The organism is Streptomyces sp. NPDC058469, from assembly GCF_042721125.1.
Taxonomy (GTDB): Bacteria; Actinomycetota; Actinomycetes; order Streptomycetales; family Streptomycetaceae; genus Streptomyces.
The window spans coordinates 1-20,055 of record NZ_JBHXME010000061.1 but is presented as its reverse complement, the minus strand read 5'-3'; the positions used below and the strand labels follow the sequence as shown (position 1 = coordinate 20,055).

Annotated in this window: 20 protein-coding genes; 13 read left to right on the top strand and 7 right to left on the bottom strand. The window is 67.4% G+C overall.

Annotated features, from left to right (window positions below; genetic code table 11):
* Positions 1–17: 17 nt before the first annotated feature.
* The 3 genes from ACFWP5_RS25105 to ACFWP5_RS25095 form a co-directional block, all read right to left on the bottom strand.
* Positions 18–1,232, bottom strand: a complete 1,215-nt coding sequence (locus ACFWP5_RS25105; RefSeq protein WP_384160662.1) for a restriction endonuclease subunit S — start codon at positions 1,230–1,232, stop codon at positions 18–20.
* Positions 1,225–3,705 carry an N-6 DNA methylase gene (locus ACFWP5_RS25100; RefSeq protein ID WP_384160659.1) on the bottom strand — a complete coding sequence of 827 codons (2,481 nt, stop codon included), beginning with the start codon at positions 3,703–3,705 and terminating at the stop codon, positions 1,225–1,227. Before ACFWP5_RS25100 ends, ACFWP5_RS25105 begins: the two co-directional genes overlap by 8 nt.
* 989 nt (positions 3,706–4,694) lie before the next feature.
* Positions 4,695–5,441 (bottom strand): DNA-methyltransferase, encoded by a 747-nt coding sequence (locus ACFWP5_RS25095; protein WP_384160656.1) that lies wholly within the window; start codon positions 5,439–5,441, stop codon positions 4,695–4,697.
* A 577-nt stretch (positions 5,442–6,018) separates the two neighbouring features.
* Here ACFWP5_RS25095 and ACFWP5_RS25090 point away from each other — a divergent pair.
* The 12 genes from ACFWP5_RS25090 to ACFWP5_RS25035 all read left to right on the top strand — a co-directional run bounded on the left by ACFWP5_RS25090 (position 6,019) and on the right by ACFWP5_RS25035 (position 17,193).
* Entirely contained in the window at positions 6,019–7,164 is a 1,146-nt protein-coding gene (locus ACFWP5_RS25090) for a C40 family peptidase (RefSeq protein WP_384160653.1), read from the top strand.
* Positions 7,165–7,248: 84 nt separating this feature from the next.
* Positions 7,249–7,557, top strand: a complete 309-nt coding sequence (locus ACFWP5_RS25085) for a DUF6112 family protein (protein ID WP_384160650.1) — start codon at positions 7,249–7,251, stop codon at positions 7,555–7,557.
* Positions 7,557–8,246 carry a hypothetical protein gene (locus ACFWP5_RS25080; protein WP_384160647.1) on the top strand — a complete coding sequence of 230 codons (690 nt, stop codon included), beginning with the start codon at positions 7,557–7,559 and terminating at the stop codon, positions 8,244–8,246. The genes ACFWP5_RS25085 and ACFWP5_RS25080 overlap by 1 nt, the downstream gene beginning before the upstream one ends.
* A gap of 28 nt (positions 8,247–8,274) precedes the next feature.
* Positions 8,275–9,654: an ATP-binding protein gene (locus ACFWP5_RS25075; protein WP_384160644.1), complete on the top strand. Its 1,380-nt coding sequence runs from the start codon at positions 8,275–8,277 to the stop codon at positions 9,652–9,654.
* A 151-nt stretch (positions 9,655–9,805) separates the two neighbouring features.
* Positions 9,806–11,272 carry an SCO6880 family protein gene (locus tag ACFWP5_RS25070; protein WP_384160642.1) on the top strand — a complete coding sequence of 489 codons (1,467 nt, stop codon included), beginning with the start codon at positions 9,806–9,808 and terminating at the stop codon, positions 11,270–11,272.
* A 37-nt stretch (positions 11,273–11,309) separates the two neighbouring features.
* Positions 11,310–11,762: a DUF6238 family protein gene (locus tag ACFWP5_RS25065; RefSeq protein ID WP_384160639.1), complete on the top strand. Its 453-nt coding sequence runs from the start codon at positions 11,310–11,312 to the stop codon at positions 11,760–11,762.
* A 29-nt stretch (positions 11,763–11,791) separates the two neighbouring features.
* The gene (locus tag ACFWP5_RS25060; RefSeq protein WP_384160636.1) at positions 11,792–13,297 is read left to right on the top strand and encodes an ATP-binding protein; all 1,506 of its coding nucleotides are present in this window, start codon (positions 11,792–11,794) and stop codon (positions 13,295–13,297) included.
* Between the two features lie 75 nt (positions 13,298–13,372).
* Positions 13,373–13,783: a hypothetical protein gene (locus ACFWP5_RS25055; protein ID WP_384160633.1), complete on the top strand. Its 411-nt coding sequence runs from the start codon at positions 13,373–13,375 to the stop codon at positions 13,781–13,783.
* A 26-nt stretch (positions 13,784–13,809) separates the two neighbouring features.
* Positions 13,810–14,499, top strand: a complete 690-nt coding sequence (locus ACFWP5_RS25050) for a hypothetical protein (protein ID WP_384160630.1) — start codon at positions 13,810–13,812, stop codon at positions 14,497–14,499.
* A 137-nt stretch (positions 14,500–14,636) separates the two neighbouring features.
* Positions 14,637–15,785: a hypothetical protein gene (locus ACFWP5_RS25045; RefSeq protein WP_384160626.1), complete on the top strand. Its 1,149-nt coding sequence runs from the start codon at positions 14,637–14,639 to the stop codon at positions 15,783–15,785.
* A 110-nt stretch (positions 15,786–15,895) separates the two neighbouring features.
* The gene (locus ACFWP5_RS25040) at positions 15,896–16,669 is read left to right on the top strand and encodes a hypothetical protein (RefSeq protein WP_384160625.1); all 774 of its coding nucleotides are present in this window, start codon (positions 15,896–15,898) and stop codon (positions 16,667–16,669) included.
* Positions 16,670–16,695: 26 nt separating this feature from the next.
* A complete protein-coding gene (locus tag ACFWP5_RS25035; protein ID WP_384160622.1) occupies positions 16,696–17,193 on the top strand; it encodes a hypothetical protein in 498 nt (165 codons plus the stop codon).
* A gap of 237 nt (positions 17,194–17,430) precedes the next feature.
* Here the strand turns inward: ACFWP5_RS25035 and ACFWP5_RS25030 are convergent, their stop codons facing one another.
* The 4 genes from ACFWP5_RS25030 to ACFWP5_RS25015 all read right to left on the bottom strand — a co-directional run bounded on the left by ACFWP5_RS25030 (position 17,431) and on the right by ACFWP5_RS25015 (position 18,984).
* Positions 17,431–17,808 (bottom strand): DUF6233 domain-containing protein, encoded by a 378-nt coding sequence (locus tag ACFWP5_RS25030; protein WP_384160619.1) that lies wholly within the window; start codon positions 17,806–17,808, stop codon positions 17,431–17,433.
* A 114-nt stretch (positions 17,809–17,922) separates the two neighbouring features.
* On the bottom strand, positions 17,923–18,162 hold the full coding sequence (locus ACFWP5_RS25025) for a hypothetical protein (protein ID WP_384160616.1): 240 nt from the start codon (positions 18,160–18,162) through the stop codon (positions 17,923–17,925).
* The gene (locus ACFWP5_RS25020; protein ID WP_384160615.1) at positions 18,159–18,389 is read right to left on the bottom strand and encodes a hypothetical protein; all 231 of its coding nucleotides are present in this window, start codon (positions 18,387–18,389) and stop codon (positions 18,159–18,161) included. The genes ACFWP5_RS25025 and ACFWP5_RS25020 overlap by 4 nt, the downstream gene beginning before the upstream one ends.
* 199 nt (positions 18,390–18,588) lie before the next feature.
* On the bottom strand, positions 18,589–18,984 hold the full coding sequence (locus ACFWP5_RS25015; protein WP_384160612.1) for a hypothetical protein: 396 nt from the start codon (positions 18,982–18,984) through the stop codon (positions 18,589–18,591).
* 101 nt (positions 18,985–19,085) lie between these two features.
* Between ACFWP5_RS25015 and ACFWP5_RS25010 the strand changes: the two genes are divergently transcribed.
* Positions 19,086–19,775: a cyclic nucleotide-binding/CBS domain-containing protein gene (locus ACFWP5_RS25010; RefSeq protein ID WP_384160609.1), complete on the top strand. Its 690-nt coding sequence runs from the start codon at positions 19,086–19,088 to the stop codon at positions 19,773–19,775.
* Positions 19,776–20,055: the final 280 nt, after the last annotated feature.

The window sequence follows — 20,055 nt, the reverse complement described above, 5'->3', positions numbered from 1 at the left end:
CACCTGGTCGGTCGAGGCTACCGCTCGGCACTGACAGGCACCCGTACACGGCCGATGAGGAGGTCGTCCATGAGTGCCTGCTTTTGCGCGCGAATCTTCCTCAGTTCACGTTGAGCTACAGCTCTCTGAACTTCAAATTCATCCCAAATGGAAACAACTCTGCGTTGGGTCCCCAAATCAACTCGCGGAATCTTCAGAGGTCGGATATCCTGCAAGTTAATGTTCTTCTGCGCGCTCTGTGGAGCCAGTCTCTCCAAAACATGCCGCGCCCTATTAATGCACCTCTCCAAAAAGCGGGGCTCAAAGCCATCCCGAGCGACGACACCCACCACACTGTCAGGGAAACACATCTTCTCTCCCAGAATCGCTGTCGCACCGACAGTTGCGGCAATTGTCACAGCGACCGTCCCCTTCGGGAATTCTCGGCTCGCCGACAGGCCACGCTGGTTGAGGGTCTGGGCAGCGTCCTCAATCAGCCCTCCCTGCGCCCTCACTACGTCACCCGTCTGAATGAAAAAATGTGGCCCTCCATAGTAATCTGGATCATTACGGGGACGGATCGAGAACCGGCCACGCTCAACTGAAGCAACCTCTTCGAGCCGAGCACGCGGCGCGAACTCAAGGGCTTCGAAAAGCAATTTTTCAATTACTTGATCGCGGATGGCCGCAATCTTTGGCAACACTGCCTCACAGTGAGAGATGTGCCGGTCTACAGTAGCGAGGACCTCCGCGATTTTCCGCTGTTCGACAATATCAGGAAGCGATAGCTCCAGCGAGAAGAAGTCCTTAACTCTTACATTGAGAAGGCCATGGTTTCGTGCTCCCTCTTTCGCGATATTCAGGATTGCGTCGTTCAAGATTCCTGACTCGAAATAGTATGAAACGAAATCTGGATCTGCGATGCCAGGATCCACGCGGAAGCAGATGTAGAGCGGGGAGACCACCCCCGAATCATGCAGTTCAAGCTGCCGCACCACACCAGCGGGGTAACCGGCCGAGTAGCTCTTATTGTAGGCAAAGTCTCCACGATGAAGATGATAATATTGCGAAAGGTCTACGCTCGCTACCTGCCTGTTAAAGAAATCATCTTGACTCACGAGACCATCTTTGGCCGAGATCGTCAATACGTTTCGATCATTGCTGAAATTGCGCTGGGTGATGCGCGATGAAAAGCTACCGAGGCTGCGCATCGTCCGGCCATTCACCTCCGCGACAGGCGTCCGGTCACGCATATCCCAGCTCCTTCAGATATCCTGCCAGTCGCTCAGAGGAAGCATCACGTTGCTGCTCCAGGTTCGCGAGCGTGACCGCGTACTTGCTGCCCCAGTTTCGATACGCCACGATCAATTCCTGACGTCCCTGCGCCACGAGACGGTCCACCCTTGACCGCAAGTCGTCGTCCAGGAAGGCGAGAACCATTTCTTGCGCTTCCCCGACTGAAAGCGCTGCCGCCGCCTTCTTCAATTTATCAATGAAAGCGGCCCGCAGTTGCTTCACCTCCTCCTTGGCAGTCTTCAATTCAGCCCGAAGTTTACGTAGCTCCATCCCGCTGAGAATCTCTTCCGGGTCCTGCTCCGGATCGTCGCCTTCGTCGCCGCCAGCGGTCGCCTTCTTGGGTGTACCGGTCTTGATTTTGGCATCCAGTCTGGCGACCAGCGCCTCTCCGGCTTCTAGCTGCTCCACGTATTCGGGGATCAATGCTGGCACCAGCCGGTGGCCTCTCGCTTTGCGCTGGCCAGCTCGTAGACGCGCCAGCGTTTTGGCGTCCGCATCTTCCGGCTCCTCAAAGGCTGACTCAATATTAGCCACCCAACGCTCAACGACTCCTTGGAACCCTTGTCCGACCAAACTCTTGAGGTCGTACTGGACCTCGAACCACCAAGTAGCGATCACGCCGGAGAGTTGGAAACGATTGAGCACACCTACCGGCAGCAGGTCTCTAGTGAAGGTCGTTAGCAGTTCGGCGCGCGTCCTCATCAGCTCGCCGCTCTTATCCAAGACGAGCTCGGGTTCCCTCCCTAGGGCTACAAGGTGCTTCGCGTGCGCGCCCCACCATTCGCTGTATGCCTCCCAGAGTCCTCGCTCGTGTTGTGCCGCAAGCGATGAGATGTCGCCGACCGTCATCTCAAGTCCGGCATCCGGGAAATCGTAGTACTCGGCATCCCGCTCCTTGAAGAGCTTCGCCATATCAACGCCATACGCCTCGAACAACTTGGCCTTGGCTGCGACCTCTGCCTTCGGTACACCGCCGTGCAGATGGGCCCGTACGTCCTGCGGTTCTCTCGGCGGGGAGTTGTCCACGTAGCGGCGGATGTTGAGGTCGTAGCCGTTATCTTTCAGTTCTTTATAGGGGACGACACGAGCGAAACCTTCGATATCCTTTCGCTCACGGAAGGCGGTCTCGATCTTCTCCTCGTGCTGTGGGTCGACGGTGTTCTGGGCACGTCCCGACGTGAACTCACGGTCAGCGTTGATGAATAGCACACCGCCGCGCTTGTTCTCAGGCAGACCGTCCGAGCCGCGCAACACCAGAATGCAGGCGGGGATGGTCGTGCCGTAGAAGATGTTCGGGCCGACGCCGATCACCGCTTCCAGGCGGTGCTTCTCGATCATCTGCTGCCGGATCTTGGCTTCCTCGCCATCCCGGAACAGCACTCCATGAGGCATGACGGAGGCCGCAACGCCATCTGGTTCGAGCACCGTCAGCACGTGCTGGATGAACATCAAGTCGGCCTTCTTGCCCGATTCTGGAGCCCATCCATATGCCATGCGTTCGGGGTGCGGCATGCCCTTGCGCCTGTAATTCTGCGCGAAGGGCGGGTTGGTGAGAACGCGGTCGAAGCGAAGGAGTTCGCCCTGCGCATCCTCGTGCTTGGGATCGGCGAGAGTGTCGCCGTGCGCGATGCCCTCGCCAGTCATGCCGTGGAGGAGCATGTTCATCCGGGCCATCGCCCAGGCGCTCCCGTTCTCCTCCTGCCCGTACACAGCAAGCGTCGATGCGTCCTGGCCGTGCTCCTCGACGTACTCCTTAGCGAGGATCAGCATGCCGCCAGAGCCACAGCACGGGTCATAGACCGAGTGACCCTCCTGAGGCTCCACGAGGCGGACCATCATGCGGATCACGGACCGGGGTGTGTAAAACTGGCCCCCCTTCTTGCCGCCCTCATCAGCGAACTCGCGAATGAGGTACTCGTAAGCATGGCCCAGCAGGTCGGGGAACTCGAAGTCCTCGTTGCGTAGCTGGTAGCGGCCAAAGTGGTCGATCAGATCCCGCACCGCGGTGGCACTGAGCGGTGAGTTGCCGACTTTGCGGGTGAAGTCGATGTGATCCAGCACTCCGCCAAGGGCGAGCGAGTTGTGATCTCCCAACTCGCCGAGGGCCTTGTTCAGCAGGTCGCCGGGGTTCGCCTCGCGAGCATGATCGGCGATGTAGGACCACCGGGAGCGCTCTGGAACGAAGAACTGATTGCTGGGGTAATATCCCTTCGCCTCAGCAACCATCTCCGCCCTGCTCCGAGAGTCGCCGGCACGCAACCGCTGCTCAATGACCTGGGCGTGGACGACATCGAACTGGTCGGATGCGCGCTTCAGGAACAGCATCCCGAAGATGTATTCCTGGTACTGCGCAGCGTCCATCTTGCCCCGCAAAATGTCCGCCGCTGCGAACAGGTGCCGCTCCAACTGGGGCAGGGTCAGTCGTGCCACCCGCGCCTCCCTCTCATCGTTCGAGTCGCACAGGTCGAAGGCCGCTGGCCTGCGGATCCTTACGCGCTCTGGATTGCCACTACCGTCTTACCGCATCGCACTTACGACACCAGGCCATTATCCCGTAGCAATACCGCCGAATGTGTCGGCTCGAAGTGGCCAGGCGATCGTGCCAGAGTCCTCCAAGACCGTTGATGAACTAGTGAGCGCACTCATCGCGCTACGTCGGGCACAGATAGACAACCGCCGAACTCTCACAAACCACTGCTCGTGCTGTGGCTTCGTGGAATGGCTCATCACGTCCGGGAGCTCCGCAGTCCGCCTTGGGGATCAGGTGTCCCAGCGATACGCGGCCCGTAGTGTAGCTGGAGAGGCGACAAACGCCTCACACGGCCAGCCACGGCGCCCCCCTCGACCCAAAATCCGTCGTCTGGCACGGCCAGCGAGTCTTTACGCGCCGCGGCACGAACGCGGTTTGTCAGCGGCCACGTCGGCGCTGAAGGGACACGGGCATGACGTTCGCGTTCTCGTTCAGAGTAACCTCGTGAAGGGTCGCGATCTGGCACTCGAGCGCCTTGACGTTCTCTGCGGAGTTGACTGAGGCGACCCCCTGGACAGTGACGGCTGGAGCTGTCCCGTATGTGCTGGTCACACAACGTCCTTCTCGGTGCAGAGTTGCAGAACGACCACCAATGGGCGAGCGTCGTCGAGACGCCGCTGGAGGAGTGCATTGACGCTTCCGTCTTGAGACTGGCCGGTGATCTCCTGCAAGCGTAGCCGGATCGCGGCGCACTCAGCGTGAGGTCGGGGCTCTCGTCGCAGCAGACCTTCTGCCTGCAGCACGTCCTCATCAGCCCATCTCTCCGACCAAGTCCTCACGCCGCACGAGGAGAAGGTACAGCGATGGGTGGCCGGAGCGTCGGCGAGTCCGATGCTCCGGCCACCCATCGGTATGCGCTCTGCCAGGCCCGCTCTTCTGGAGCTCATGCTCACGCCTCCGGTCCGGCCAGGACGAAGTCCTCCTGGGTCAACTCCGCCTGGAGCCTCCGCTCGGCGACGGCGGCGTAGTGCGACGACAGCTCGACCCCCACGAACCGTCGGCCCTCGCGCAGGGCCGCGACTCCCGTGGAGCCGCTGCCGGTGAACGGATCAAGGACGGTGCCGCCCTCGGGACAGATTTGCACGAGCTGCTGCATCACCTCGCCCGGCTTCTGAGTGATGTGCATCCGGTCCTTGCGGGGCTGGGAGGCGATGAAGTGACCGGGGAGATACAGGTCGCGGTCCTTGGCCAGACTGCCCTTGACGCCCCAGGTGATGAACTCGGCCGACTGCTTGAACCCGCCCTTGCGAGGCCGACTGGCGGGCTTGATCCACGGGATGGTGCCGCTCCAGGTCCAGCCCGCCATCTGCAGGGCGTCGGACGTGGTCGGCTCCTGGCGCCAGTCCGAGAAGACGACGGCGACCGCGTGTTCGGTGGAGGCCCGGTACGCCTCGGTGAGCAGGGCGGTCAGCCAGCTCCGGTAACTCCGCTGGTCGCGGTTCTCCCCGGGGAAGTTCTGCAGGTCGTGCGCGCTGTTGCTGGTGACGTACTTGGCGCGCGCCGTACGGCCGGTGCGGTCCGAACTCGTGCGCCCGCCGGAGTTGTAGGGCGGGTCGGTGATGACGGCGTTGACGCTCTCGTCCGGGAGGGTCTTGAGCACGGTGAGGGCGTCGCCTCGGTGCAGCGTGTAGCTCATGGGGAGGGCCTCTTTCAGGGCACGGCGGGACTCGACCCACTCCGGACCGCGCTCAACAGCGTTCGTTCGGGGCGGGGTTGCGCCGGACGGTAGCCGCGATTTCCGGCCGCGCCCAAAGAACCACTCCCCGCTCCGGGGCCGAGCCTGAGAGCTGTTTGGTGCGGCCGGAATCCCCGTCTACTGTCTCGCCAAGTCACCCGGACGGAGCCCTGCTCCGCCTCCGCTGACCTGTGCTTATCCGTGTCGTCTCGTCCAACAGAGCTACGCGGAAGGCATGTTGGGCTCTTCGTTCCGCAAGCCGTGAGGAGACCGGTGTACCACCTGAGATTACGAGCGCGGCCGGCTGCCGCGCGTGACCCGAGACCGGTGTCCGGGAGCTACCAACTCCCCTGACCCGGGCCCGCCCTGGAGGCGGATTCACATCGGCGCGGTGCCGACGGCCTTGCACGAGAAGTCGGCACCGCGCCTCCTGCGAACCACGAGGAGCCACTGCGATGCAGCATGCCCTGATACCCCCGCGTCCCGACCCAGCACCACGGCCCGGCCGACATCACCGTCTCGGTGAACGGCGGCGGTGATGAAGAAGACCACCGGGGCCGTCGTCGGTCTCATCGGGTCCGGTTCGCTGCTGCTGACCGTTCCGATCCTCGCCGTCGGCGCCGGAACGGCTTCGGCCTCCTGCTCGACCAGCGGCGCACAGACTGTGGACACCTCGGCCGTCGCCGCTCAGGTGAAGGCGATCCTGGACGGCGACACACAGGAGACCGTCTCCGTGGCGGGACTGGACGATCCGGCCGAGCAGGTGCCCAACGCCAAGACGATCCAGGCCACCGGCGTCGCGATGAACATCCCGACCCGCGGGCAGATCGTCGCCCTGGCCACCGCGCTCCAGGAGAGCCGCCTGCGCAACCTCACCTACGGCGACCGTGATTCGCTGGGATTGTTCCAGCAGCGTCCGTCGCAGGGCTGGGGCACCGCGAACGAGATCCTCGACCCAGTGCATTCCGCGACGAAGTTCTACGAGGCGCTGGAGAAGGTCTCGGGCTGGCAGTCCCTCTCGGTCACCCAGGCCGCCCAGGCGGTGCAGAGGTCCGGCTTCCGGGATGCGTACGCCAAGTGGGAGCCCCTGGCCACCGCCTTGCAGCAGGCCATCGCGCCCCTGCTGCCGACGGCCAGCGGCGCGTCAGCGAACGCGTCGGCATCCGCCTCGGCCGACACCGGCAGCAATTCGCCCACTACCGCAGGCAGTTGCACGGCTGACGGAGACGGGACCGACTTCGGAACCATCCCCGCCGGCGCGGTGCCGGCCGACTACAAGATCCCCGCCGACGCCCCGGCGAAGGTCCGGACGGCGATCCGCTGGGCACTGGGCCAGCTCAACACTCCGTATCAGTGGGGCGGGAGCTGCACCAACTCCCACGGGTCGAACCCCATGGGCCGCTGCGACTGTTCCTCCCTGATGCAGCAGTCGTACAAGGCCGCCGGGCTCACCCTGACGCGGACGACGTACACACAGGTCAAGGAGGGCAAGCCGGTATCCGTCGACGCCCTTGAGCCGGGCGACCTCGTCTTCACTGAGGGAACGGCCCAAGTCCCCGAGCACGTCGGCATGTTCATCGGCCAGGGCCTGATCATCAACGCCCCGCACACCGGCGACGTGGTCCGTATCGCGACCCTCGCGTCCTGGAAGCCGCAGATTCTCGCGGCCCGCCGAGTCGTCTGACCGGCACTTCCCCTCCCCCTTTTCTCTTACCGCCGCTTTGCCCTCGCGGGCTTTGGCATGCATTGAATCGAACTGGAGTTCTGAATGTTTCTCGCCGACAAGGTCGTCCAGCTCGCCTACGACCCCGGGATCAAGCCGAACGAGGGCGGGCTGCCGGGCCTTTCCGTCCTCAAGCAGGTGATCGGTTCGGTCAACCTGTTCGGGATCATCGCCGTGGTCGGCGCGCTCGCCGTGAGCGCGGGCGTGTGGGCAGGGGGCCACTACACCGGCGGTCACCAGGCCGAGGCCAACGGCAAGAAGGGCGTGCTGGTGTGCGCCCTCGCCGCCCTCTTGCTGGGTGCCGCGAACGGCGTGGTCGCGTTCTTCAGCACGCTGGGGACGCAGGTCCACTGATGCCTGCCCACTCCGCGAACCCCGGCGGCGCCTCCCGCGTGCGCCGCCGGGCGCTGCTCGGCACCGCCGTCCTGGTGGTCCTCGTCGCCCTCGCCGGCCTGGCCGCCTACCTCACCCGTGACAGCAGGGAGACCTCCAACTCCCCTGCCACGCAGGCGCATTCGGCCGCTCCCTCTTCCTCGGCCGCTTCGCTGTCCGGGTCGTCCTCCCCGAGCGCGCACCAGCACGTCCTCCCGGTCCCGCCGGAGACCCGCGATCCGGTCGTGTTCGGGAAGGCCGCCGCCGTAGCGCTGTGGTCCTACGACACCCGCACGTACTCCCGGGCTGAGCTGCTGGCCGCGCTGCACGGGTGGCTGACCTCCGAGTCCCGGTACTCCGATGCCGCTTCGGTCGACGCGGTCGTTCCCTCGGCCGTGCTGTGGAAGGAGATGGCCGCCAACGGCCAGTTCGCCACCGCCGCCGTGAACGAGGGGCACTTCCCGGACTCTTTCACCCAGGCACTCCAGGCGGACCCCGGAACGATCACGCAGGCGTACGTCTACGCCGTGACCGTCTCCGGCAAGCAGTCGATCGCCTGGAACGGCTCGCCCGCCGGCGGTGCGGAGAGCCGTGTCACCACGCTCGCGGTCCAGTGCCGTCCCTCCCGTTCCTGCGCCCTGGCCGGCGTCATGCCGTCCGTCGCGCCCTGACCCCTATTTCCGGAAAGGAGGTAGCGCCATGAGCGTCTGCGACTACCCGCTGATGGACAAGGTGTGCGGTGCTGTCGACTTCGCCACCAACCCCGCCGGGACCGTCACCGACGGCATCGGAGCATGGATCGCGAAGTCGGCGGGCCAACTCGCCGCCAGCGCTGCGGATCTCGCCGCGAAGGCCGTCGACGAGACCACCGCCATCGATCTCAACGCCGGCTGGTTCCGGGACAACTACGAACTCCTGCTGCCCATCGGGCTCGCGCTGACCGTCGGCACGTTCTGCATCCAGTTGATGTCCGCGGCCTGGCGGCGCGACGAACGCGCCCTCGCCCAGGCGGCGATCGGCACGATGACCGGGGTCCTGTTCTCGTTCTGCGCCGTCGCCTTCACCTCCGTCGCGGTCACCGTGGTCGACGCTCTGTCCGACGGTCTGTTCCAGGCGGCCAACACCTCGGTCGACGACGCGGTCCGGCGTGTGGTGAAGGTCAGCGAACTGGGGGCGATGTACAGCCTGGGCTGGGGCGTGCCCTCCCTGGTCGCCCTCGGGTGTGCGATCGGCGGGTTCATGTACTGGGGGGTGATGGTCGCCCGGAAGGTCGGTGTCCTGGTCCTGGTCGCGCTCGCGGTGTTCGCCGGATCGGGCGGCGGCTGGGAGGTCGCCAAGCGATGGCGGCGCGGCTGGATCGAGGCCACCGCCACGCTGGTCGTCTCGAAACTCCTGATGACCGTCGTCTTCCTGATCGGCGTCTCGGCGATGGGCAAGTCCGATGCGAGCGATGGCATGGCCGCGCTGTCCGACGCGATGGCGGGCATCGTCGTGATGGTGCTGGTCCTGCTGTGCCCGTACGCCACCTACAAGTTCGTCCACTGGGCCAGCGACGGCGGCGGCCACGACGACGTGCACCGCACCGGCGTGGCCGGCCTGGCGGTCGCCGCCGGAGCCGCGAAGACCGCCAGCACTCTGGCGATGCAGACGAGGACCGGCGCCCCTGCTCCGCAGGGTCCCAGTGAGGTCCCCGGCGCGGGCAGCGACGGTGTCGCCTCCGGGATCAACCCCTCCGGCGGCAACCTCAGCAGGGAGGGCATCGACGGCGGTCCGCCCAAGCCGCAGACCCGGTTCCGGTACGGGGAGGACCCCAACGCCTCCGGCGACAAGGGCCGAGCCCTGATCCAGCGCCCCGGCATCCCGCCGCTCATCACCCGCCCCGGCGGGGACGACTCCGGAGGGTCCGAAGGAGGCGCCCCGGACGGTCAGTTCGCCGACGCGTCGGCTCCGAGCGGCAGCATGACCCGCGCCGGAAGCGCGTCGCCTGCCCCACCGCCGCCCTCCGCCGATCCGTCGGCAGCTGGTTCACCGACACCGACGAACTGGGTGTACCCCACCCAGCCGCCGTCGGAGTCCTGACCAACTCACCGACAGGGGGCGGGCTGCACTCACAGCCCGCCCCCTCACCCCGCACCGCCGATCACCAGATACGGAGTCCTGCCATGACCTCCACCACCAGAAGAGCGCCGCGCGCCTCGCTCCCCGCCCGCTCCCACCGTCTGGAACCACCATGCCCGACAAGCCCCAAGTCACCACGGCCACCGTGAAGTTCCCGCACCGCAGCAGGCGCGGCATCCTGCTCGGCCTCACCGCCCCGCAACTGATCGCCGTCACTCTCACCGGCCTCCTCCTGCTCGCCGTGATCCTCACCCGAGGCGTGGCCGGCGCTCTCGAACTCATCCCCCTCTGGGCCGCCATCGCCCTGTTCGTCTTCGTCCGCCACCGAGGCCGCACCCTGGCCGACTGGGCCCCGATCGCCACCCGCTACGTCCTACGCCGGATGCGCGGCCAGCTCATCTGGCTCACCCGGCCCTCCCGCCGCCCGGTCCGCGAAGGGCTCCTCCACCTGCCCGGTACTGCGGCCAGCCTGCGGGTGGTCACCGCCCCCGACCGCCGCTACGGCGCCGTCCACAACCCCCACACCGGCACCCTGACCGCCGTCGTCAAGGTCTCCGCCCGCGCCTACGCGCTCCTTGACCCGGGCACCCAGAACGCCAACGTCGCCGGCTGGGGACGGGCGCTGGCCGCGCTGGCCCGCACCGGCCACATCGCCCGGATCCAGGTGATCGAGCGCACCGTCCCGGACTCCGGCGACGCCCTGCGCCGCTACTGGGAGGGACACGGCCGACCCAACGCCCCGATGGCAGGCGGGATTTACAGCGAGCTGATCCAGAGTGCGGGCCCCGCGGCGGCACCGCACGAGGCCTACGTCGCGATCTCGCTGGACGCGAAGGCCGCACGGCGTCTGATCAACCAGGCCGGCGGCGGCCTGACCGGGTCCTTCAGCGTCCTGGCGCAGCTGACCTCGACCTTCGACCAGGCCGCACGCACCGCCGGGCTCAACCCCACCGGCTGGCTCACCGCCCGCGAGATCGCGGCCGTCGTACGGACGGCGTACGACCCCAAGTCCCTTGCCGCCCTGGACCGTTGGTCCACCGCCGGGCGTCCCGAGGCCGAGCCCGCCGCTGCCGGACCCGTCGTGGTCGTCGAGAAGGCGGACCACATCGCGACCGACTCGGCCGTCCACGCCACGTACTGGGTGGAGAACTGGCCCCGCACCGAGACCTCGGCAGGCTTCCTGCACCAGCTCCTGTTCACCGCCGGGATCCGGCGCACGCTCTCGCTGTCGTACGAACCGAAGGGACTGGACGCCGCCCTACGAGACGTCCAGCGCAAGAAGGCCAGCGTCATCGCGGACGCCGCCGAGCGCGCCCGGCGCGGCCAGGTCGACTCCGAGGCCGACTCGATCGAGTACCAGGACATCAAGTCCCGGGAGCGCCAGCTCATCGCGGGCCACGCGGACGTCGCCCTGACCGGCCTGCTGACCGTCTCCGCCGACAACGAGGACGAACTGCGTTCCGCCTGCGCGGTCGTGGAGACCGCGGCCGTCGGCGCCCAGCTCGACCTGCGGCCGCTCACCTGGCAGCAGGCCGAAGCGTTCACCGCCGCCGCCCTGCCGCTCGCCCTCGCCGCCTGACAGCGCGCTTCCCTCCCTCGGAAAGAGCACCCCTCCCATGTCCCGCACCGCCGGCCCGACCACGCAGGACTTCGTGCCCTTCGCCACCGCCGCGCTCGACTTCCACCGCGCGCTCAACATCCCGGGCGGGCCCCTCGTCACCACGCGCGCCGAACTGGACGCCCTGCACGCCCACCTCGTCTCACTGCACGGTCTCCTCGACGCCCACACTTGCCGCACCGGACACCTCGTCCCGGCCGAGGGCGACCACCTCCACGCCGCCCGCACGCGCGTCTGGCAGGCCGCCGACCACGTCCACACCGCCTACCACTCGGCACCCCGGCCGGACTCCGGCAAGGCTCCCGACCGCGAGGCGTGGCAGGCCCAACTGCCCGAAGGAGCACCGGAGTTGACCATCTGCCAGCGCCACCAGCGCGCCGCGCACCTGGTACGCCGCCGCACCACCCCGGCCGACCTGCAAACACCGTTCACCGGCCTCGTCCGCCACTGACCCGCCTTTTTCCGTCTGGAGAATCGTTCATGCCCCGCACCCGCGCCAGCGCCTCCCACCTGTTCGTCCCCCGCAAGGCAACACGCGCCGAACAGCGGGCCGCCCGCGCCGGTTTCGCCGCCGCCCGTCACAAGGCCCGCCGCGCCACCGCCCCGCCGAAGCACCGCGCCGAGGACACCCTCGACCCGCAACTGCGGACCACCTACCCGCCGTCGGGACGCCCCGGCTCCTCCTCCGCCCGCGGCGGCAAGCTCAACCTGCCCGCCCACCGGATGACCACCGCCACCGTGTCCGGGGCCTACCCCTTCCTCGCCGAGGGCGGCCTGGGCGCGGAAGGCATCTTCATCGGCAGGGACGTGCACGCCGAAGCCGCCTTCTGCTACGACCCGTTCTCCCTCTACAGCAGCGGCCGGATCGATGGCTTCACCAACCCCAACGCCGTCCTGGCCGGAATCATCGGCATGGGCAAGAGTGCGCTGGCCAAGTCCATCGCCACCCGGGCCATCGCCCACGACTACCGGGTCTACGTCCCCTGCGATCCCAAGGGCGAGTGGACGCCCGTCGCCCAGGCCCTCGGCGGATACAGCATCGCCCTCGGCCCAGGACTCCCCGGCAGGCTCAACCCCCTCGACGCCCCAACCCGGCCCACCTCGGTGAGCGAGAGCGACTGGTCGACCGAGGTCCGCAAGCGCCGCCTCCTGCTCCTGGCGGCCCTGGCCCGTACCGTGCTGAAGCGCGATCTGATGCCGATGGAGCACACCGCCCTGGATCTCGCGCTTGATCTGGTCGTCGCCGAGGCCGACACCAGGAACACGGTGCCGCTGCTCGGCGATATCGCGCACGCCCTCGGCTCACCCGAGCGTCTCGACCGAGCCCTCGGGGATGAGGCCGGACGCATGGGGCTCGCCGCGCAGGATCTCGCGCACGCCCTGCGCCGCCTGGTGCACGGCGACCTGAGTGGCATGTTCGACGCTCCCTCGACGGTGGCCTTCGACCCGGCCACCCCGATGCTGTCCATCGACCTGTCCCGTCTCGGCGGCTCCGGCGACGACACCGCCTTGGTCTTGGCGATGACCTGCGCGAGCGCGTGGATGGAGTCCGCGCTCGCCGACCCGGACGGTGGCCGACGCTGGGTGATCTACGACGAGGCCTGGCGGGTGATGCGGCACGTCGGCCTGCTGGAGCGCATGCAGTCCCAGTGGAAGCTCTCCCGGGGTCTCGGCATCGCCAACCTCATGGTCATCCACCGCCTCAGCGACCTGCTCAGCGCGGGCGACGCCGGCTCACGCGGCCGGGTACTGGCCGAGGGCCTCCTGGCCGACTGCTCCACCCGCATCATCTACCGCCAGGAACCCGACCAACTCGCCGCTGCCGCCTCCCTGTTGGGCCTGACCGGCGTCGAGACCCAAGCCGTCTCCGCCCTGACCAAGGGCCGGGGCTTGTGGAAGGTCGCAGGCCGCAGCTTCATCACCCAGCACATCCTTCACCCGGCCGAACGCGAACTGTTCGACACCGACGCCCGTATGGCTGCCTAACCCAACATGCCTGCTACTGAAGGGAGTTGGGGCATGACATCACCCGTACCGCGAGCAGACCAGCGAGCCCCGGCCGTGAGTCAGGGAACCGCCGCACCGGCCGCCGACTGGAACGAGCGTCTCGCCACCGCCCGGCCCCAGGAGTTCGCCGAGCTGTTCCACGAGGCGATCACAGAGGACTTCGGAGCGGTGGCCCGGCTGCACAAGATGCTCGAAACCGCCTCACAGTGGTGCCGCACCCACGACGCCCGCGGCAGTGCCGTCGAGCTGGACGTCCTCACCGACCGCCTGACCGACCTCGGCGAGGAACTGCACCTCGTAGCGCAGGACGTAGGCCACGAGATCCACTCCCGCTCGCGTCGAACGGCAGCAGCCGCCCGCCTCTCCCCCGCCGTGTCGGTCCACGGGACTCCCATCGGCCGACAGAGCGAGGCCCCCGCTCCCCTCTCACCCAACGCCGCCCGCTCACAGCCGCGTTCGCGGTGAACACCGCCACAGGAACGAGGACAACCGTGCCCACCCCTCCCGCTTCCCACGAAACCCAGCCGTCGGCGAGCACCGACCACCTGGCCTGGCGCCAGCACATCCCGGCACTGGCCTCCGCCGCTGTCGGCATCAGGCAGGCGTCCGATGCCTGGGACGCGGTCTCGGACTCCTTCTGCGACCACGACGGCTGGCCCACCTACGAGGAGGAGTATGCGGACGGCAAAGTGAAACGTGACGCCGAGGCGTGGAAACACGTCGAGGTCTTCCTCGCCCACGGCCCCGAGATACTGGCCGGCATCCGCGCCGCCGCCAATGGTGCCGACTACGTCGAAGGACCGATCAGCGACGACCTCCGGCGGCTGCGCGGAATCGACACCACCCTCGAACGAGCAGGCCAGATCCAACACGAGTGGGACCAGGTCATGGCACTCATGGAGGGCTCGCAACCCGGCTCACTGCAGCTCTACGAGAGCCGGGCCAAGGAGATCCGCAACTCCGAAGGCTGGCACCACGCGGACGAGCTGTCCTTCCAAGGCCTGGCACTCGTTCGGGCAGCCGACTACCTGGCCAACCGGATGGATGCCGACCGGCTTTCGCAGACCGACCGTGCCCAGGTCGCCCTCGCTCGATCCGACTCCGGCAACCGCGCGGTCCTGCCCGCTTCCCCGTCCGCGCCCGCAGTGCCGAATCCGCCGGTCCCCCGCCGGTCCCGCTGACGTTATTAGCACCGATCTGCGACGCGGCCGAACCAGCCGATCACCGGATCCCCGTGGGACGCCGCTACCCCGACCCGCCCCACGCGCCCGCGCCTCATGCCGTCAACCGCTGGAACGCCTGGCCACGGAGAACACTCATGCACGCTGATCTGCCCCTGGTCACCATCCAGCAGGAGGGCCCACACGTCACTGCCTGGGCCAACGGACCTTCTCTCCCTCACACCGCCGACGACGTTCCGGAACGGGAGCACGGGTACAGCCACCTCACCACGCCCCTTCGCCGGCGCGGCCTGGAGTGCACCATCGAGTACGGCCTCAGCGACTACATCATCCACGCCCAACTCCCCGACGAGAGTTCGCTGATCATCTCGCCACCCCAGGAACCACCGACCGAGCACCCACCCGGATACCCCGAGAGCTGGTTGGTGACCCGCAGTCATCCTGACGACTCCGCCGTCCACGAAGTCGTCTACGACTCGGAACCCGACGGCCCCCACGCCCAACACGGAGGCAGCGTCCCAAGCGTGCTCGCCGCCATCGACGCGCGCCTGGACCAACTCGGCCTGCCACCACGACCGGAGCCGAAACGATTCGCTCAGGAGAGCGTCGCCGACGAGGTGCTCCACCGTGCGGGCTTCGTTCCTGCCGTGGTGTTCGGTGAGCACTACCACCGGCTGCCCTCGGCCATGACCGACCCGGCCGAGCAACGGCGGGCGGTAACCCGGGCCTTCGCCATGCTGCAGTCCGAGGGCTTCGAGGTTTCCTGCGACCCCGTTTTGCTGGACTCGGGCCTGTCTCCCAGCCGGGCCTACGAAATGGGCCTCGGCGACCGGCTCGGACATCTGGCCCAGTCCATCCAGGCATCGACGCACACGAGCGAGGTAGTCGCCTCGCTGAGCGAACTGACAGCCCCCGCCGATGGCGTTCTCCAGCGGGTCGTGGAGATCCTCGATACGACGGCCGAGTGGTGGGAGGGGTTCGGCGACACGGCTGATCGCCACTACGCGGACCGTCTGCGCTACCTCGCCGAGCAGCTCGACTCCTACGCGATCGAGGTTCGAGCGATACGCGGCGACCTGGCCGACCGCCATACCGCCCGCCCCGACACAGCTCAGGTCCGGGCAGCCCAGGCCGCCCCGCCGACTGCTTCCTCGTCACGAGTGAGTGTGGCTCTGTCGCTCTCGCCGACGGCGGCACAGCGCACAGTCCCGGCACACCTGCCAGCGGCCTCGGCCTCACGCCCCGCGTTGCTGTCCACCCGTCCCCCATCCGTGCCCGGTCGCTGACCGCCTTTTCGCCTCGGAGTACGCCATGTCCCGCACCAGCAGAACCATCCCGGCCCTCGACCACCCCGCTCCCCGCACCCGCACCCGCACCCGCACCGGATGGATCAGCCATGCCCGCCCCCGATCACGACTCGCGTCCCGACATCGCAGTCGGCCACCACCCCGACTACGGCATCGTCGCCGCGAACCCCAAGCAACTCGCCGCCAGCACATGGATGTTGAAGCGTCTCGACTTCCATCCCGTCCCGGGCCACCCGACGCTGCACGCACTGGCCGACCAACAGCGCGACAGCCAGGGCCGCGCCACCCGGGCCGTCGCACTGCTACAAAAAGTCGGCTACCAAGTCGACGTGGACGCCGCGTTCGACCCCGCACTGGCCTCCGGCGCGGCTCCCGCCCATGATCGGCACCCGCGCACAGAACCCGACGTCGCGTTGGCCGAACATCCGCAGCTCGGCATCATCGCGGCCACAGGGGACCGCTCCTCCGCGCTCGGCGGCCCACTCATCCTGGAAGAACACGGCTGGCGGCATCAACCGGACCTGGGCATCTACACGCTGCCCGTCACCACCGACCGCGACGAGGCCCTGGGAAAGGTCGCCAACGCCACGTTGTCGATGCACCGATCCGACCTCCGGGTCGCAGTGCAGCCCCGCCTCGCCCAGGACGTAGCAGCACGTCGGCCCCCTGCACCCGTGACAGCCGCACGCCACGAGCACAGTCAGGGCGTCATCAACGGCAAGTTCCCCATCAGCGCCGCCGCGCTCGCCGCCAGCCCAGCTCGCGCCAGCCTCCCAGGCAAGGCGCCGGTTCCCGCTCCCGCCGCCTCCGCTCCGGTGACCCGGCCGGTCGACCCGCGCATCGCGTTCTCCCGCAACCACTAACCCAACTCCCGTAAGGAGCAGTTCACATGGCCGTGAAGACCATCTGGCAGATCACCCACTCCTGCGGCCACCAGGCCGAGCGCGGCCTGTCCGACCGGGCGGCCGATCGTCGCGCGGGCTTCGCCGAGTGGCTCGCCAAGCAGGAGTGCACCGGCTGCTGGCGGGCCGCGAGGGAAGGCGACGAGCAGGACAAGGCCGCCTGGCTGGAGGCCAGGCGAGCCGAAGAGCAGGCCGAATCCGAAGCCTGGTCGGAGCAATACCGGATGCCGCCTCTGGAGGGCAGCGAGCGGGCCGTCGCCTGGAGTGTGCGCTGTCGCCACCAGGTCCTGACCGCCGCTTACACCGCCCTGGTCCTCGAAGGCGAGACCACGGAGACGGAGTGGGCGGAGGCCGAGGAGGCCGCTCGCATCATCACCCGCGCCGGGTGGTGGATCGACCAGCGCTCCTCTGAACCCGACGACCTCACCGAGCTGCTCCAGGCCGCCACCGAAGCCGACCGGCCGACTGAGAACCCCCACTTCTGACCACCTGGTGTCCCACCGAAGCGGGGCACCAACTCTTGTCAAACTGCCACAGCGCACGCTCTCGGCCAAGGCGGCTACGAAGACGGCGCCCGCCGAGAAGACTGCCTCGAAGACCCTGAAGAAGGCGGCGCCGAGGAAGCCCGGGCGCAATGCCTGCTCCTGGAAGACGCCGGGCTCGGCGCCCCGGTGGGCTCCAGAGTTGAGAGTGCGCGCAGGTGGACATGTGGTTCGTTCCGGCTACGCCAGCGGTCCGAGTGCGACATCCGCCCCGCACTCGGTACAGGGCACAGCGCCAGGGCGGCGCAGTACCTCAAGCGCGGCGAATACGTCCAGCTCCTCAGCGTCCCGGGGCGCCTCCTCACAGTCCCAGACGTGCACGATGTGCGCGGCGGGTCGACCTCCTATGGCCGGGGTCCACTGGATCTTCCACGCCCACCGGTCGGCTGCCTGAGCTGTTGGCTCCTCGCGGCGCAACGGGTAGGTGGGGACGGCGTCGTACCGAACACCGTCGATGGGGGACGCCTGGTCAGGGGTGAGCCAGACGCGGTACTCGCGCGGCTCGACGGTCTCGGCGTCGGGGTCATCGGCCCACATGGGCAGGGCTACCCAGTACATCCACCCTGCCCTGGCGAACTGTCCTCGGGCGTGCAGCCGACCTCGTAGCTCCTGCCCATCAGGCAGGAACACCCGAACCTGGGGTGGTGGTTCAGCAAACGGCATGCGGGCCCGCTAGCTCGTGGACCGGGGACCGCCGTCCGATCCCGTCCCGACGACGCGCCCCCGCTCCCAGGCCATAAGGACACGTTCGTCCCCGTCAGCGTCCTCGGTCAGTCGGATGACAACCTTCTCGTCGCTGCCGTAGAGCCCGACCCAGTCCCGCCAGGTCCGGCGGGCTGTCGCACCGTCGGCCCACACCCCGGAAACCGCCGGCCCGCCGGTCGCGAACTGGAGTCGGACCAGGTGTGTCACGGCAGCCGCCCCAGAGCCCGGGCCTGGCGCCGCAGCTCTACCCGCGCGCCGGGCAACCGGCGGGGGCTGGACCAGTACGGGTGAAACAGCAATTGACCGGACAGCGCGTGCAAGCGGCGGCGCAGTTCGGTGGCGTGCGCGGGGCGCGGCACGGCGAGCGCCGCGTATGTGCGCTGCCAGTGCGCCTGGAGTTCGATCAGGTCGGGCGGAAGAGGGGCGTGCTCCATGACAGCAATTAGGCCATATGTTCGATTTTCTCGCCAAGCTGACGCACCCGACCTCTGGGCCCCTGGTGTCCTGTGCCATCGAAACTTGAGCGGGACCCGACTGTGAGGCGGGAGCGAGCGGAGGCGGGGCCGCGGAACGTCCGCGTCAGATCGTGCGCCGCGCCAGCCGCTGGCGTGCGGCTGATAGTCGGCGGCATCCTCACCCAAACAGTCGATGCCAGAGCGTCGCGGCTCCGGCCACATGATCGTTGATGGAATAGACCATCACCAAGGTGATGCCACCCGTAATACTGAGGCACATCATCCCCTTCTTGGTCATCTCGCCTACATCGTCATAGCCACACACATTCATGACCAAGGCCACACTGAGGATGACCAGCCCCAGCGCGACCAGGAGAAGCAGTCGAGCCGCTGCGTACGGCGTCCCCTCCGTCAGTAGGGAGGTCACTACGACGCCGCTCGCGGTGACTAGCAGCTCGACTCCCACCGCCCAGTCTCCCCACGCAGCCCGCGCTGGCTTCATCAGAACTTTCCAAGCGACTGTCCCGCAGATAAGGAGGACCGAGAAGCCAAGAAATGCGAAGAACTCGGACATGCAGGCCACACTAGTGATCAAATCGCCGAGTGCTCGGCCGCGCCCCAGGTGGCTTTTCGCAGATTGGGACGCATGATGGGGGCAAGGAGTGGAGGTGGCCCATGCCCAAGGCGCCCAAGGTGCGTGACGTGATGCGAAGGGGTTCTGCCACCGTCGACGCCCATGCTTCGCTGGTCGAGGCCTCCGAAATGCTCCGGGCGCTTCAGGTAGGCGCGCTGGCGATCTCAACCCAGACACTGATAACAGGGTTCATCACGGACCGCGAGATCGTGAACGCCATCGCCGAGGGGCGGGACCCCAGCAGCGTGGAAGTGGCTGAGCTCGCGGGTGAGATGCCAACCGTTGACGCAAGTGAAGATGTGGCTGAGGTTAGACGCCACATTGAGAGCTCGGGCGCGAGTGGGGCGGTTGTCCTGGATCAGGGGCGCCCAGTAGGCGTCGTCACCGACGTGGACCTGCGAGGTGCCGCCAGACGCTCGAACGAGCCCGTGATGCACGCCTTCAGGGCTCGTAGAGCAGTCATCAGAGCGACGATGGAGGTCTCCTCTCGGGCTGACCGCAAGGTCGAGATTGTGCTCGGCCGTAAGCCCTACCGCCGCAGGGTGGCCATCGGGCGCGTGGCAGTCCTCTCTCTCGGCCTGGTAGCCGTGCTGTTCCTCCTCGCCACCCTGCTGCTTATGGCGCTGGACGGCGATGTCACTCCCCTTGTTGCAACAGCTGTTATGCCGATCCTTGCCGTGGCAATCCCTCTCGGCTTGAGGGCTGCCCATGGCCGATGGGTCCAGCAGTAGTGCGAGGTGATTGGTCCTCTACGCCCTACCCGCTCACTGCGTTGATCAGCATCCCGAGGGCTTGGCGCACGATCTGACGCGGACGTTCCGCGCCCCACCTCCCCTCGCCCCCGCCTCACAGTCGGGTTCCCGCTCAAGATTCGGTGGCACAGGACACCTGGTGACTGAGTGCTTCAGTTGGCCGCTGTCCCGTCTCTGTCGACCTGACCCCCGTCTCAAGTGATCTGGTCTGATTCGCTCGTCATCTCAGATGATCTGGTTCACCGCGAGCGGCGGTGTC

Coding starts and splice junctions, on each gene's coding strand:
- ACFWP5_RS25105 (WP_384160662.1), bottom strand. CDS start 1,232: ATGCGTGACCGGACGCCTGTCGCGGAGGTGAATGGCCGGACGATGCGC.
- ACFWP5_RS25095 (WP_384160656.1), bottom strand. CDS start 5,441: ATGAGCTACACGCTGCACCGAGGCGACGCCCTCACCGTGCTCAAGACC.
- ACFWP5_RS25090 (WP_384160653.1), top strand. CDS start 6,019: ATGAAGAAGACCACCGGGGCCGTCGTCGGTCTCATCGGGTCCGGTTCG.
- ACFWP5_RS25085 (WP_384160650.1), top strand. CDS start 7,249: ATGTTTCTCGCCGACAAGGTCGTCCAGCTCGCCTACGACCCCGGGATC.
- ACFWP5_RS25080 (WP_384160647.1), top strand. CDS start 7,557: ATGCCTGCCCACTCCGCGAACCCCGGCGGCGCCTCCCGCGTGCGCCGC.
- ACFWP5_RS25075 (WP_384160644.1), top strand. CDS start 8,275: ATGAGCGTCTGCGACTACCCGCTGATGGACAAGGTGTGCGGTGCTGTC.
- ACFWP5_RS25070 (WP_384160642.1), top strand. CDS start 9,806: ATGCCCGACAAGCCCCAAGTCACCACGGCCACCGTGAAGTTCCCGCAC.
- ACFWP5_RS25065 (WP_384160639.1), top strand. CDS start 11,310: ATGTCCCGCACCGCCGGCCCGACCACGCAGGACTTCGTGCCCTTCGCC.
- ACFWP5_RS25060 (WP_384160636.1), top strand. CDS start 11,792: ATGCCCCGCACCCGCGCCAGCGCCTCCCACCTGTTCGTCCCCCGCAAG.
- ACFWP5_RS25045 (WP_384160626.1), top strand. CDS start 14,637: ATGCACGCTGATCTGCCCCTGGTCACCATCCAGCAGGAGGGCCCACAC.
- ACFWP5_RS25040 (WP_384160625.1), top strand. CDS start 15,896: ATGCCCGCCCCCGATCACGACTCGCGTCCCGACATCGCAGTCGGCCAC.
- ACFWP5_RS25035 (WP_384160622.1), top strand. CDS start 16,696: ATGGCCGTGAAGACCATCTGGCAGATCACCCACTCCTGCGGCCACCAG.
- ACFWP5_RS25030 (WP_384160619.1), bottom strand. CDS start 17,808: ATGTACTGGGTAGCCCTGCCCATGTGGGCCGATGACCCCGACGCCGAG.
- ACFWP5_RS25020 (WP_384160615.1), bottom strand. CDS start 18,389: ATGGAGCACGCCCCTCTTCCGCCCGACCTGATCGAACTCCAGGCGCAC.
- ACFWP5_RS25015 (WP_384160612.1), bottom strand. CDS start 18,984: ATGTCCGAGTTCTTCGCATTTCTTGGCTTCTCGGTCCTCCTTATCTGC.
- ACFWP5_RS25010 (WP_384160609.1), top strand. CDS start 19,086: ATGCCCAAGGCGCCCAAGGTGCGTGACGTGATGCGAAGGGGTTCTGCC.